Source organism: Pseudomonas sp. DNDY-54, assembly GCF_019880365.1.
GTDB lineage: Bacteria > Pseudomonadota > Gammaproteobacteria > Pseudomonadales > Pseudomonadaceae > Stutzerimonas > Stutzerimonas stutzeri_P.
Genome location: NZ_CP082271.1, coordinates 848,746 through 861,509 on the forward strand (window position 1 = coordinate 848,746; position 12,764 = coordinate 861,509).

16 protein-coding genes are annotated in these 12,764 nt (G+C 62.7%); 4 read left to right on the forward strand and 12 right to left on the reverse strand.

From position 1 onward, the window contains the following. Positions 1-119 precede the first annotated feature (119 nt). Positions 120-1,253, forward strand: coding sequence for an HPP family protein (locus K4O48_RS04060; protein WP_222910803.1), 1,134 nt, complete (start codon positions 120-122; stop codon positions 1,251-1,253). Positions 1,254-1,266: 13 nt separating this feature from the next. On the opposite strand, the gene K4O48_RS04065 is transcribed toward K4O48_RS04060, so the two are convergent. The 4 genes from K4O48_RS04065 to nirJ all read right to left on the reverse strand — a co-directional run bounded on the left by K4O48_RS04065 (position 1,267) and on the right by nirJ (position 5,910). Then, entirely contained in the window at positions 1,267-2,127 is an 861-nt protein-coding gene (locus tag K4O48_RS04065) for a LysR family transcriptional regulator (protein WP_222910804.1), read from the reverse strand. Between the two features lie 187 nt (positions 2,128-2,314). Further along, positions 2,315-3,838 (reverse strand): nitrite reductase, encoded by a 1,524-nt coding sequence (locus K4O48_RS04070; protein ID WP_222910805.1) that lies wholly within the window; start codon positions 3,836-3,838, stop codon positions 2,315-2,317. Then, complete coding sequence (cobA, locus tag K4O48_RS04075; protein ID WP_222910806.1) at positions 3,829-4,665, reverse strand: uroporphyrinogen-III C-methyltransferase; 837 nt, start codon at positions 4,663-4,665, stop codon at positions 3,829-3,831. The genes K4O48_RS04070 and cobA overlap by 10 nt, the downstream gene beginning before the upstream one ends. A gap of 63 nt (positions 4,666-4,728) precedes the next feature. Further along, positions 4,729-5,910: a heme d1 biosynthesis radical SAM protein NirJ gene (nirJ, locus tag K4O48_RS04080; RefSeq protein ID WP_222910807.1), complete on the reverse strand. Its 1,182-nt coding sequence runs from the start codon at positions 5,908-5,910 to the stop codon at positions 4,729-4,731. Between the two features lie 345 nt (positions 5,911-6,255). Here nirJ and K4O48_RS04085 point away from each other — a divergent pair, with 345 nt between their 5' ends. The 3 genes from K4O48_RS04085 to K4O48_RS04095 all read left to right on the forward strand — a co-directional run bounded on the left by K4O48_RS04085 (position 6,256) and on the right by K4O48_RS04095 (position 7,062). Then, on the forward strand, positions 6,256-6,504 hold the full coding sequence (locus K4O48_RS04085) for a hypothetical protein (RefSeq protein WP_222910808.1): 249 nt from the start codon (positions 6,256-6,258) through the stop codon (positions 6,502-6,504). Between the two features lie 74 nt (positions 6,505-6,578). Next, positions 6,579-6,809 (forward strand): hypothetical protein, encoded by a 231-nt coding sequence (locus K4O48_RS04090; RefSeq protein WP_222910809.1) that lies wholly within the window; start codon positions 6,579-6,581, stop codon positions 6,807-6,809. A 25-nt stretch (positions 6,810-6,834) separates the two neighbouring features. Next, on the forward strand, positions 6,835-7,062 hold the full coding sequence (locus K4O48_RS04095; RefSeq protein WP_222910810.1) for a hypothetical protein: 228 nt from the start codon (positions 6,835-6,837) through the stop codon (positions 7,060-7,062). A gap of 87 nt (positions 7,063-7,149) precedes the next feature. Here the strand turns inward: K4O48_RS04095 and K4O48_RS04100 are convergent, their stop codons facing one another. The 8 genes from K4O48_RS04100 to K4O48_RS04135 are packed head-to-tail and all read right to left on the reverse strand — an operon-like array spanning position 7,150 to position 12,673. After that, a complete protein-coding gene (locus K4O48_RS04100) occupies positions 7,150-7,686 on the reverse strand; it encodes an Lrp/AsnC family transcriptional regulator (protein WP_222910811.1) in 537 nt (178 codons plus the stop codon). Beyond that, positions 7,661-8,104 (reverse strand): Lrp/AsnC family transcriptional regulator, encoded by a 444-nt coding sequence (locus K4O48_RS04105; RefSeq protein WP_222910812.1) that lies wholly within the window; start codon positions 8,102-8,104, stop codon positions 7,661-7,663. Before K4O48_RS04105 ends, K4O48_RS04100 begins: the two co-directional genes overlap by 26 nt. Next, positions 8,097-8,609, reverse strand: a complete 513-nt coding sequence (locus K4O48_RS04110; RefSeq protein WP_222910813.1) for an Lrp/AsnC family transcriptional regulator — start codon at positions 8,607-8,609, stop codon at positions 8,097-8,099. Before K4O48_RS04110 ends, K4O48_RS04105 begins: the two co-directional genes overlap by 8 nt. Continuing rightward, complete coding sequence (locus tag K4O48_RS04115; RefSeq protein WP_222910814.1) at positions 8,606-9,064, reverse strand: Lrp/AsnC family transcriptional regulator; 459 nt, start codon at positions 9,062-9,064, stop codon at positions 8,606-8,608. The genes K4O48_RS04110 and K4O48_RS04115 overlap by 4 nt, the downstream gene beginning before the upstream one ends. A 1-nt stretch (position 9,065) precedes the next feature. Further along, a complete protein-coding gene (locus K4O48_RS04120; protein ID WP_222910815.1) occupies positions 9,066-10,241 on the reverse strand; it encodes a cytochrome D1 domain-containing protein in 1,176 nt (391 codons plus the stop codon). After that, on the reverse strand, positions 10,238-10,579 hold the full coding sequence (locus K4O48_RS04125; RefSeq protein WP_222910816.1) for a c-type cytochrome: 342 nt from the start codon (positions 10,577-10,579) through the stop codon (positions 10,238-10,240). The genes K4O48_RS04120 and K4O48_RS04125 overlap by 4 nt, the downstream gene beginning before the upstream one ends. 16 nt (positions 10,580-10,595) lie before the next feature. Next, on the reverse strand, positions 10,596-10,910 hold the full coding sequence (locus K4O48_RS04130; RefSeq protein WP_222910817.1) for a c-type cytochrome: 315 nt from the start codon (positions 10,908-10,910) through the stop codon (positions 10,596-10,598). 53 nt (positions 10,911-10,963) lie between these two features. Further along, entirely contained in the window at positions 10,964-12,673 is a 1,710-nt protein-coding gene (locus K4O48_RS04135; protein ID WP_222910818.1) for a nitrite reductase, read from the reverse strand. Positions 12,674-12,764: the final 91 nt, after the last annotated feature.

Genomic DNA, 12,764 nt, shown 5'->3' on the forward strand with positions numbered 1-12,764 from the left:
ACGACGCGGGGAAACGGTGAATGTGTGAGCGGGACGGCACCCGCCTCGTGAAGCGCGAGAGGAACCTGCATACGGGAGTCAGTGCCTGACGCTTAGACCCCTCGACACAAGCAGAGCCCATGCGCGAGCGCCTGACCGGCTGGTTGCGGTCCTTTTATCCGACAGCCATGACTGTTTCCCACAAGCAGTGGCTGCGCGCGGTAGTGGGGGCAGGCCTGGTGGTGCTGCCGATGGTGTCTGCCGGTCTTTGGCTGTTCGGCGGCCCGGTTACGCTGCACATCGTCGCCCCGGCCGGTGCGTCGGCGGTGATCCTGTTCAGCGCATCATCCAGCCCATTCGCCCAACCCTGGGCAGTGGTCGGCGGCAACGTCATCGCGGTGTTGATCGGGGTGACGCTCGGCCTGAGCGAGCTGCCAACGGTCGCCGCCGCAGTGTCTGCTGTGTGCTTGGCGATTGCCTGCCTGTTCCTGTTGCGCTGCATGCATCCACCCAGCTGCGCGCTGGCAATGGTCGCGGCCATTGGCGGGCCGGGCATTACGGAGCTGGGATATGGGCTTGTGCTTCCCGTGGCCTTTAATTCCGGGCTGCTCGTGGCGTTCGCGCTGCTGTTCAACAACCTCACCGGGCACCCTTACCCGAAACCCCGTGGGGCGGTCCCGCAGGCCGAAAGCGTGCCCTTGGGCGAGGAGCACCTGCGCTTCACCAACGAGGACGTCGACAGCGCGCTGGAAGACTTCGGCGAATATGTGGATGTGACGCGTGAAGATCTGGTCGAGCTGATTCAGCGCACCGAGCGGCATGCCATCCGGCGCAGCATGGGCGCTGTCACGGCTGGCGACATCATGTGTCGTGAACTGCACAGCTGTGACCCTCGCGCGCCCATCCGCCAAGCGTGGGAGACCGTACGCAAGCATCGCCTGCATTCGTTGGCAATCGTCGAGACGGCCACCGGCAAGCTGACCGGGATTGTCAGCCAGACCGACCTATTGCAGCACTTCGAACCTCGGCCCTCACGCATGAATCTGCGCCGATTGTCCTTTCACCGAGCGCTTCGCGTCCGCGACATCATGAGCACGCCGGTCGTTTCGGTGCGAGCGGATGCGCATCTGGCGGACCTGGTTCATTTGCTGGCGGATCGTGGAATGTCCTGTCTGCCTGTCGTCGACGAGGATCAGCGGTTGGTGGGAATGGTGACCCAGAGCGATCTGGTGGCCGGGTTGTATCAGAACTGGATGAAGCGGCTGAGCGGCTGAGCGCCGCGACGAATCAGATCTCGTAGTTCCAGCGCGACCAATCGTAGTCGTCCTCGGCGACCTCGCGTAGCAGCTCGATCGCTTTGAACAGAGCGGGCGATTGCGCTGCGCGTGAATGGACCAGGTAAACCGGATAGCTGAACTCGGGGGCGTGCTCGACGCGCTTGAGGATGCCTTCGTCCAGATAGCGCTGCACCACTCGCGTGCGGAAATAGCCGCGGCCGCCGCACTGCACCAGATACTGCAACGCCAGCGGGCCCAGGCTGAATGACAACGCCGCACGGATATGGCCAGGCAGGGCGAGGTCGTGCTGCTGACGAAAAGCCGGGCCCCAATCCACGTAGATGTAAGGCTCCGGGTTGGCAGCGTGCACCACCTGGATCAGCTTCTCTTCCAGCAGTTGTTCGACTTGCAGGCCCGGCCAGTATTCAGGCTGGTGCACCAGCGCCACATCCAGTGCTCCGAGGTCGAGCTGCTTCAGCAACTGATCGCCGCTGGCCACTTCGTTTCGAAAGGCGTGCTCCGGCATCTGCTGCGTCAAACGCTGCGCCCAGGCGAGCATCAGCGGATTACAGAGGCTCACTTCGGCACCCAGCGACAACAGCTTGTCGTGACCGCGCGGCAACGGCAGGTCGCGCCGCGCGGTTTCCCAGGTATGCACCAGCTGCGTGGCATAGGTAACGAAGCGCTCGCCGTCGTCTGTCAGGCGCGCGCCGGCGCGATTGCGCACGAACAGCCGGCAGCCGAGCTGAGTTTCAAGGCTGCGAACCCGTGCGGTAACCGCCGTCTGGGTGATATGCAGGCGTTCGGCCGTGGCGACGAAGCTGCCAGTCCGGATGATCTCGAGAAAGGTGCGGGCGAGATCGATGTCCATGTGCGGGCCTTGGTTCGACGGAGGGGTAGCGATTGTAGCGAACAGGTCAGAGGTGTGCTGATCGCAACGTCGAAAACGGGCGCTGTCGGCAGTCGAGCAAAAGTCAGGGGAGTGAGCGCGTTGGCGAGCGGGCGACGAATGGGTTGTGCGTCGGGCGCGCCCCGGTTAGAGGACGCGCGTGAGGCGGTCAGTGCGAGGTGCCTTCGGCGAATTCGATCTTGTTGCCGACGTTGTACTTGCCGGACGGCTTGTTCATCGGGATGCGCTTGATCTCCTCCAGCGTCTTGGCGTCGTAAACGATCAGCGCACCGTCGGTGTCCCAGACGCTGAGCAAGGCATAGCGACCATCGTTGGTGAACTCGACATGCGCCGCATTCTTACCCGGCATGGGCCGTAGCGTATGCGCGACCTCCAGGGTCTGCTTGTCGATGAGGTGAACGGCATCGTTATTCGGACCAAAGAACACGTCGGTCCAGGCATAAGGCGAATTTTGCTGGCTGCGCATGAAGAAGCCAGGCCCTTCGGTAGGGATCTCCTTGATCAGCTTCCAGCTCTGCAGGTCCAGCACCGAGATCAGCCCTTTACTCACGTTCGGCGTGGCGAAGACCCATTTGCCGTTGCGTTTCCAGTAGATGCCCGAACCCAGGTGCGGCATGCCCGGCAGTGGGATGTCGGTAACCGCCTTGCCGGTATCAAGGTCAATCACCTGGCCGCCATGGGCTGCGCGTGATGTGGCCAGCAGGTGCCGATAGTCAGGCGTAAAGGAAAAATCGTCGAGAAAGTCCGCCGCCTCGATGCGCCGTGGCTCGAAGTCCGGTTCGCCGGCATAGGACAGCTCCCAGGCTTCCTTCACATCCTTGAGCGCCACCACGAAACTGTCGCGTGGCGGTGCGGTGTAGACGGCGCTGACCCGCGAGGGCGTGCCGTCTGCGCCAACGGCCGGAATGTGTTTGACCAGGGACAGGTCCCGTGCGTCCAGCAGGACCAGATTGCCCGGCAGGTAATTGCCCACCAGCACCCAGCGACCATCGTTGCTGACGGCTAGGTTGCGGGTGTTCAGCCCGGCACGGACCTCGGCGATCATGCGCAGGTTGTGCAGGTCGTAAACGCTGATCCAGCCGTCACGTGAGGCGAAGTAGACGAAACGGCCGTCTGGCGAAAACTTCGGCCCGCCGTGCAAGGCGAAGTGCGACTGGAAGTTGGCCAGCTCCGCGAAGTTGTCACCGTCCAGTATTCGAACATGGTGATTACCGGCTTCGACCACGACGAACAGGTTGAGCGGGTCGGCGCCATGCTGCGGCGTGCTCGGCAATGTGTTCACCGCTTCGATGATGCGATGGCTGGCGCGGATGTCGGCGTCGCTCCAGGTCGGCGGTACGGCCGAGGGCTGGTAGAGGTAGTCGACCAGCCCTGCGATCTGTGACTCGTCCAATACGCTTGAGTACGCGGCCATCTGGCTGGCCGGACGGCCGTTGCGGATCACCGCGTGCGCCTCGGCCGGCTTGATGCGGCTGAGGCTTTCCGGTAACAGGGCTGGGCCAGCACCGCCGAGCCGATTGACGCCATGGCAGGCCTGGCAGTGTTGTTCGTACAGCGCCTGGCTGTTGGCGGGCGGGGTGGCCGCGGCCGCTTGGGGGATAGCCAGATCAAGGGCAACGAAGGTGGCAGCTGGCAGCGCGGCGGCCAGCAGCAAAGCAGGCATCAATTGCATAGGGCCTCCACTGCGGGAATCGGGTCCCCCTGCAGGCGCGCTGGGTGCTCGACCTGGCGATCCGCGAAAAGCCCGACCACTCGGCCGATGACCGTCAGTGTCGGCGGGGTGAGCTGTTGTTCATCGGCCATGCTCGGCAGTTGCCGAAGCGTGCATCGGACCACCTGCTGGTTCGGGCGGGTGCCGTTGCCGATCAGCGCGGCGGGTGTATCGACCGGCAGGCCGGCGGCAATCAGGTTGCGTGAAATCTCACCAAGGCTCGCCAGGCCCATGTAGAACACCAGCGTCTGGCCGCCCTTGGCCAAGGCATCCCACGGCAGGTGCAGATCACCATCGGCCTGCAGGTGACCGGTAATGAACTGGCAGGAGTGTGCCAGATCCCGATGGGTCAGGGGTATGCCGGCGTAGGCGCTGCAGCCTGCCGCGGCGGTGATCCCCGGCACGACCTGACAGTCGACGCCCCGCTGCAGGAGAAACTCCAGCTCCTCGGCGCCACGGCCAAAAATGAAGGGATCACCGCCTTTGAGACGAACCACGCGCAGGTTCTGCGCCGCGAGATCCGCCAGCAGCTGGTTGATCTGCGGTTGCGGCAGACTGTGATAGCCGCTGGTCTTGCCCACGTAGTGACGTGCGCAGCTGGCTGGGACCAGCTCCATCAGGCTGTCACTGACAAGGCGGTCATAGACCACCGCGTCGGCCTGTTGCAGCAGGCTCCAGGCACGGAGGGTGAGCAGTCCGGGGTCGCCGGGCCCGGCGCCGACCAGGGCAACCTCGCCAGCGGCCAGTGTTGCGCCGAGCGAAGCGGGAAGGGTATGTGGCTGATCCATGCGAACTCCTGAACTCTCATCGTGCTGCGGTATGTCGTGACGGCCTCTGGGCCGCTCTCGATGTCAAATGGCGACGCTGGGGATGCACTGCGGTTGGGGCAGGCCGATCTCCTGATCGCTGAGGTAACAGCCCGGGTCTTCTCCCCAGAGGTTGCCCTCGGCCCAGGCGCGGGTGCGGGTGTTGCCGTTGCAGATCGACAGCCAGCGGCATTCGGCGCATCGCCCGGTCACGGCGCGTGGGTGCTGGCGCAGCTCGGTGAGCAACGGCTCGGGCTTGTCCAGCCAGAGCTCGCGAAACGACTGCCGGCGCACATTGCCGACGGTGTGCTGCCACCAATAGGTATCCGGGTGCACGTCGCCGATGTTGTCGATGTTGGCGATGCCGCCACCTGACGCATTGCCGCCCCAGGCGCGCAGCATCCGCTCCAGACGATCGCGGTGCTCGGGCATCCTGTTCTCGGCCCACTGCAGCAGCAGGACCGCGTCGGCATCATTGTTACCGCTGACGAAGTCGGTCTCGCGCCCATTCTGTACGTCGTCCCAGGCCTGTTCGAACAGCTGGTGCATGGCGTCGCGGGTCATCTGGTGATGCGCGTCGGCCTTACGGCTGCGCTTGCCGCGGCCGCTGTAATTGAGGTGCGAGAGGTAAAACTTCTGGACGTCGTGTTCGCGCATCAGCGCCAGCAGCGCGGGGAGTTGCGGGTAGTTGTTCTGGGTCAACGTAGTGCGAAGGCCGACCCGGATATCACGTTGGCGGCACAGGTCGATGGCATGCATCGAGGCCGCGAAGCTGCCCTTGAGCTGGCGCCAGTCGTCATGCACGGCTTCGAGACCGTCGATGCTGATGCCGACGTAATCGTATTTGGCGGCAGCGATCTGGTCGATATTGTGCTCGTCGATCAGCGTTCCATTGGTCGACAGCGCGACGAAGAAGCCTCTTTCGCGTGCGTAGTCGGAGAGCTCGAAAATGTCGTCGCGCAACAGCGGCTCGCCGCCCGACAGGATCAGTACACGGACGCCGGCTTCGTGTAGGTCATCGATGACTTTCAGGGCTTCAGGGGTGTCCAGTTCGTCGCGAAAGACGCTGTCCGCCGATGTGGCATAGCAGTGCTTACAGGTCAGGTTACAGCGGCGCAGCAGGTTCCAGATCACGACAGGGGGTCGACTGCCTCCGGCGCTTCGTGCACCCAGCACCGGCATCGCCGGACGGGCGAGGGCGCGCAGGTAATGGCTGATTCTCAACATGAGCGTGTCTCCTCGGGAGGTAGCTCGCCTTACGCTGGGTAGCGTGGTTCGTTGAGCGCAGCATCCCCGAGCGGACCGGGTCGATCCTTGACCGGAAACAATAAAAGCCGTGGTACGAGTAAGGGCATCCGGGTGTGGTGGCTGTGCTCCGACTGGCGGTGTCTCGCTGAGACCCGAGCCGCACACCTGACCTGACCCTTGTCACAAACAAACGGGCCGGACGTGCAAGGCGATAGACGCGGATAGAGCTGTCTCGATAGTGTCGCGAGCGGGCGATATACGACGGTAGTTCGCGAGTCGGCATGCACGCCTTCCATATCCCATAACGTTCAAAAGGACTTGAGCATGGACGGTTCCGAAGCGGTAAAAGTCGACCTCGACTATTCGCAGATTCCCTTCTATCGGCGACGCTGGTTCGTCGGCTTGTCGGTGCTGTGTTTCATGCCAGCGGCACTGGTCATCGCCCTGACCGGTGACGTCTATTTGAAGAGCAAAGGCCGTGTCTACAGACTGCCAAACTCGCCCTTTAACCATCTGGTCCTGTTTGCGTGCGTGATGATCATCATCGGCACGGTCCATGCGGCAATTGGCTGACGCTGGCCAGCAACGGTCAATAAATGTCGAAGCGATAGGGAACGTGATCCGCATGACTCAGGGAGCCGAGGCGAATGGGCACAGGTGAATTCATCGGCGTCTATCTACTTAGCAGCCTGTTCTGGAAATGGATCATCAGTTGGGGCGGCGCCCAGTGGATCGAAGGCTGGAAAAGCATGGTCTTTCTTGACTGGTTTGCCTGGCCTTGGAATGCCGAGCAGATCCGGCTTTACGCCGTGGTGATGTGGTGTTTCACGACGCTGTTTTTTCTGGTCGGCTTGTTCAAGCCTGAATGGCGTTTCTGATGGATCACCTCACCGGCACAGCTTGATGGACTTCATCATTGGCCTCGTTGCGGAGTTCGTCGGGTATGTCTTGACCGAGCTGATCCTCAGCCGCTTCTTCTTTTGCTGTGGTTGGCCCGTGGTCAAGCTCGTCACCCTGGGACGCTATCCCACACGTTATCGGCCTGAGGGTTCCCGGCAAGCCGTCTATGTCTGCTGCGTTGGGCTGGCAACGTTCTGTCTGGTGCTTCTGGCGTTACTGGGGCAGTTGTAGAGTGGGCTTCGGCCCACGTGACGGTGCAGTGTCCTGATGGGATGCAACGGAGCGCCGCGGGTCCTCCCTGGACGGTGACGCCTGAGGCTAGCGTCGCCCCACTCGCAACCCCGTCTTTTTCAGAATGCGGCTGCTGACCAGCATGTCGTCGCTGCGACAGGCACTGCCGAGCAGGCGCCGGATGTCAGCGCGGTAGGCGTCGATTTCTTCCGCGCTGCGGCCGTGGACCATGGCAAACAGGTTGTAGTCCCAGCCTGGCTGACGTGGCCGGCGGTAGCAGTGGCTGACGAACGCTTGCGAGCCGATTAGCGGGCCCAGGCGAGCGAGTTCGGCGTCATCCACATCCCAGACAGTCATGCCGTTGTGGCGGTAGCCCAGGCGGTAATGATTCGGTACCGCGGCGATACGTCGAATTGCGCCATCGGCCTGCATGCACTGCAGCAATCCGAGCGTGGCATCGACGCTTATATCCAGGCGCTCGGCCAACCACGCCCATGGATCGTCTACCAGAGGCAGGCCGGCCTCGGTAAGCTCGACGAGACGTTTCGCCTGTTCATCGGTCGACGATGCGCGGGCGTGCTGAGGCGGGACCGCCGCGTCAGACGGAGAAGTGTAGGCCGACATGGTAGGTCTCCTCCTTGGGCAGGTTGAGGACCGGCAAGCCGGTTTGTGCCTCGATTTGGGCGATGGTATCGGCGATGCCTTGCGGCGTTGCGCAGCCGAGCACGAACCACATATTCCAGGCGTGCTCGCGGCGGTAGTTATGCGCGACTTCGGGCATCACCTCCAGCTGTGCGGCGACCGCGTCGAAACGCTCTTCCGGGACGGACAGGGCGGCAAGCGTGAACGCGCCGCCAAGGCGTTCGATGTCGAACATGGGGCCGAAACGGGTGAGGGTGCCGTCGTCGAGCAGCGCCTGAACGCGGGTGCGCAGCTCGTCTGGTTCGGTGACTAGCTCCTCGGCCAGTGCCTGCCAGGGGTGACGGACCAGCGGCAGGCCGTGTTGCAGCCGGTTGATCAGGCGGCGATCCAACTCATCCATGAGCGCGCTCCGGCGCGGCGGGCGGAGCAAAACGCCCGCCGCACTGTTTGAAGGCACGCGTGCTGAACAGCAACTGATGCGGTATATCGCTCAGCCCGTGCTCGGCCAGCAACGCCTCGATCAGCTCGCAAACCTGCTGCCGTTCACGCCCGTGGACCATGCAGAACAGGTTATAGGGCCAATCCGGCAGCCGGCGCGGGCGCTGATAGCACAGGTTTACGCCGACGGCCTGGCCAAGCGCTCGGCCGACCTCGTCGACCCGGTCGTCAGGAATGTCCATCACCAACATGGCGTTGGCCCGAAAGCCCAACGCTCGATGCTTGAGCACCAGCCCCACCCGGCGAAACAAGCCGTCTTCGCTCCAGTGGCGAACCTGCTCCAGCACCGCGTCCTCACTTGCGCCTATCCGTTCTGCCAACACTCGATAAGGGCGCGCGGCGAGAGGCAGACCGGCTTCGAGCAGGCGCCGTAACTGCATGGCCTGCAAGTCGTTGAGGGTGGTCATGGGGCGTCTCCGATGGGAAAGCCGAGATCGATGCGGTAGGCCGCCTGCATTGGCAGATCAAGCGGAGTCAGCCCGGTATCGGCTTCGATCTGCGCCAGGACGGCATTGATGCGCGCACGGTTTGGCCCGGTGAGCACGAACCACAGGTTGTAGTGATGCTCGCGCAGGTAGTTGTGATTGACCTCGGGGAGGCTGTTGATCTGTTCGGCGACCTGCTCCAGTCGCGCGTCGGGCACGGCGAGGGCAACCAGGGTGCTGGCGCCGGCGCGGCTGTGCTCGAATACCGGACCGATGCGCGACAAGCCGCCGCTCTGCTCCAGGCGCTCGAGGCAATCGAGGATCTCACCTTCGCTGCACTCAAGGGCGTCGGCCATTTCGCGGTAGGGTTCGGCGCAGAGCGGCATGCCATGCTGGTAACGGTCGATCAGGCGACGGCTGAGGATGTCGATTTGCATGTCACAACCCCGTCTCGTGGGCGCGGCTGCTGAAGAAAATCCCGCTTGGACTGTCCGCCGGCAGGCGCTTGAGCAGCTTCAGCTGGTACGGATCCCAGACCTGAATTTCATTGCCGTCTCGCACCGAAAGCCACAGCTGGTCGCCGCGCGCGGTGAATTCCATATGCAGCACCGCCGGGCCGGGTTCGAGGGTGGCGATGATTTCGTGGGTCTCGCTGTCGATCACCTGCACCTGATGGTTGTCGGGGTGGGCGAAGTTGACCCAGATCTGACGAGCATCCGGCCGCGCCATGACGAAGATCGGCTGGCCGGCCACGTCGATGGCCGCCGTCTGCTTCCAGCTCTGCGAGTCCATTACCAACACGCGGTGCTGGCCCACGGCCGGAACGAAGGTCTGATCACCCGCCACCGTCCAGCCTTCCAGATGCGGCATCTTGTACACCGGCAGCTTCTGCTCGCCGCGTCCGTAGTCGTCGAGAATGCGCTCCACACCGCGGCGGGTATGCCAGAGGTCAATCTTGGCCATGCCGTCTTCGCCGAACAGACCGGCCACGTAGTACCGGCCATCAGGGGTCAGCAGGGCGTCGTAGGGTTGCTTGCCGATGTTTTCGAAGCGGGTGATCGTGGGCGTGTTGCCCTGGCTGAAATCCAGCAGCCAGGTCTCGTTGGTATCGAACAGGCTGTAGATGAAGCGCCGACCCGGCGCATCGAGAACGCCAACCACGCGGGAGTTGCGGCTGCCATCGGCTAACGGCGTGGCGGGAATATCGGCCACCAGCTCCAGCGTCTGGGCGTCGAATACCTTGACGCCACCGGGCTCGTAGTTACCGACGGCAATCAAGGTGCCGTCCTGGCTGATGGCGCCACCGATACTGTTGCCGCCCTGAATCACCCGGCGGTCGATGCGCTGTTCCAGCAGGTCGACCTTGGTCAGGCCGCCATCGCGGCCGAAGACGTAGGCGTAACGCTGATCACGGGAAAACACCACGGACGCGTGCGACAGGTCGCCCAGGCCTTCGACTCTCGCCAGCCGGGACTGGCCGCTGGTCTCGACGATCTGCACGCTGCCTGTCGCGCGCTCCACCACGACTCCAAGATCACCGGTACCTCGCAAGGGTTGTTGTGCGCAGCCAACCAGCAGACTGGCCGCAGCCAGCAGCAATACGGGACGAATCATGGCTTTGGGTATCCTTCGAGGAGTAGATCAACCAGCCAGGCGATGTCCTGTTCGTTGAGCAGGGCATTCCAGCCGGGCATGGCGGTACCGGGCCGCCCGTGGGTCACGGTGGCGATCAGGCTTTCACGGGGTTTGCCGGCAATGGCGTCCAGCGTCAGCGCTGGACCGAGGCCGCCGGTCATGCGCAGACCGTGGCAGGAGCCGCAATCCTGAACCAGGAGGTGTTCGAGCTGGGCCTGGCGTTCAGCCGTAGGGGACTCGGCCAGGGCAGCGGAAAGAGGGAGGAGGGACACCAGGGTGAGCCCCAAGCTGAAAACTGCGTGTCGGGACCGGATCATGGTGTCCTCCAGGGTGTTACTTGAGGCTAAGAACCCACTCGGCGAGGGTCTTGGCTTCTTCTTCAGTGACAGGGTTTGGCGGCATCGGGATCGGACCCCAGTTGCCCTGTGCGCCGTTCTTGATGCTTGCAGCGAGCTTGTCAGCTGCGCCTTCCTGGCCGGCGTACTTGGCAGCAACTTCTTTCAGAGCCGGGCCAACCATCTTGGCGTCGACGCTATGACAGGCCGCGCAAGGCTTGCTCTTGAACAGCGCCTCGCCGTCCTGAGCCACGGCAGGCTGCAGAACCATCGCGCCGCCTAGCGCCAGCAGTGGGATTAGAATTTTCTTCATGAGTTACTTCCTCAAGGCTAAATGGGGGGATCTAGCGCCCCCCCGGTTTTTACTCAGTACACATCGTGCTGAGTGTTATGTACGTTAAATTTACCGGTTGGGGTAATCAACCTTTTGTCCTTGATCACCTTTTTCAGCTTTAGCGTCTTGTCATCGACCACAACGATGGCGGATTGCTCCTCCTGGCCGCTCCACACGGAGAACCAGACTTCGTCGCCCGCCTCGTTGTACTCCGGCTGAACCACGCGCTTGGCGCCGTCGGTCACACCGGCCCATTCGGCGATTGGCAACACAGTGAAGCCTGCGCCGAGATCATCAATCTTGAAGACTGCAGCTGACTGGCTGATCTTGGCGTCCGGGTTGAAGGTGGTGTCCAGGTAGATGTGGTTGGATTTCGGGTGCGTCTTGATGAACAGCGAACCACCGCCCTGGCCCTTGAGTGTCTCGACCACTTTCCAGGCCTGATCAGGATGCTTCTCCGGATCGGTGCCAATCAGCGAAATGGTCTCGTCGCCCAGGTGGCTGGTCGCCCAGACCGGACCAAGCTTGGGATGCACGAAGTTGGCGCCACGGCCCGGGTGCGGAATCTTGCCGACATCGACCAGCGCAGCCATCTTGCGCTCTTTCGAGTCGATCACCGCAACTTTGTTCGAGTTGTTCGCCGCCGTCATGAAATAACGATGGCTGACGTCCCAACCGCCGTCATGCAGGAACGGCGCGGTACCGATCATGGTGGTGGTGAGGTTATCGATGTCCTCGTAGTTGACCAGCAAGACCTTGCCGGTTTCCTTGACGTTGACGATGAACTCGGGGTGCTCGTGGGAGGCGATGATCGCCGCTACGCGTGGTTCCGGGTGATATTCCTGGGTGCCGACCGTCATGCCACGGGTGGACACGATCTGCAGCGGTTCCAGGGTTTCGCCATCCATGATGGTGAACTGTGGCGGCCAGTAGTCGCCGGCGATGACGTACTTGTCTTCGTAGCCCTTGAACTTGGACGTTTCCACCGAGCGAGCTTCGATACCGACCTTGATTTCAGCGACCTTGAGTGGCTCTTTGGCCCACAAGTCGATCATGTCGATCTTGGCGTCACGACCGATCACCAGCAGGTAACGGCCGGAAGCTGACATGCGCGAGATGTGCACGGCGTAGCCCGTGTCGATGGTCTTGATGATTTCTTTGGTCTTGCCATCGATCAGGGCGATCTTGCCGTCGTCACGCAGCGTGACGGAGAACAGGTTGGGCAAGTCCAGCTTGTTCATCTGCTTCTTCGGCCGGTCTTCCGGCTTGACCAGGACTTTCCAGGAGTCCTTCATCTCGGCCATGCCCCACTCGGGCGGGGTCGGCGGGGTGTGCTGGATGTACTTCGCCATCAGCGTGATTTCGTCAGCGGTCAGGCCACCGGAGGTGCCCCAGTTCGGCATGCCGGCAGGCGAACCGTAAGTGATCAATGCTTCGAGGAACTGCTGGCCGCGCGCCTGGGTGACGTCAGGGGTCAGGGGTTTACCGGTGGCGCCTTTGCGCAGCACACCGTGGCAACCTGCGCAGCGCTGGAAGTAGATTTCCTTGGCGTGCTCGAATTCAGCTGCAGACAGGTCAGGAGCGCCGGGTGAATGCACCACCTGCGCGCTGCTTGGATCGACTGCAGAGGCGCGGCCCTTGTAGGCGGCGTCCGCGCTTTCCGGATTTACTGCAGCCTGGGCGACTGCCAGACCTAGCAGTGAAAAGCCGGCGATGATTCCCGCCAGTAATGGTTTGCTCATATGTGTCTCCTCTGACCGCGTTGTGCGGTTCCTGCTAATAACGGCGATGTGGCAGTTCCCGGGTCTTGCTGTGTGCGGTTTGCATCCTAGA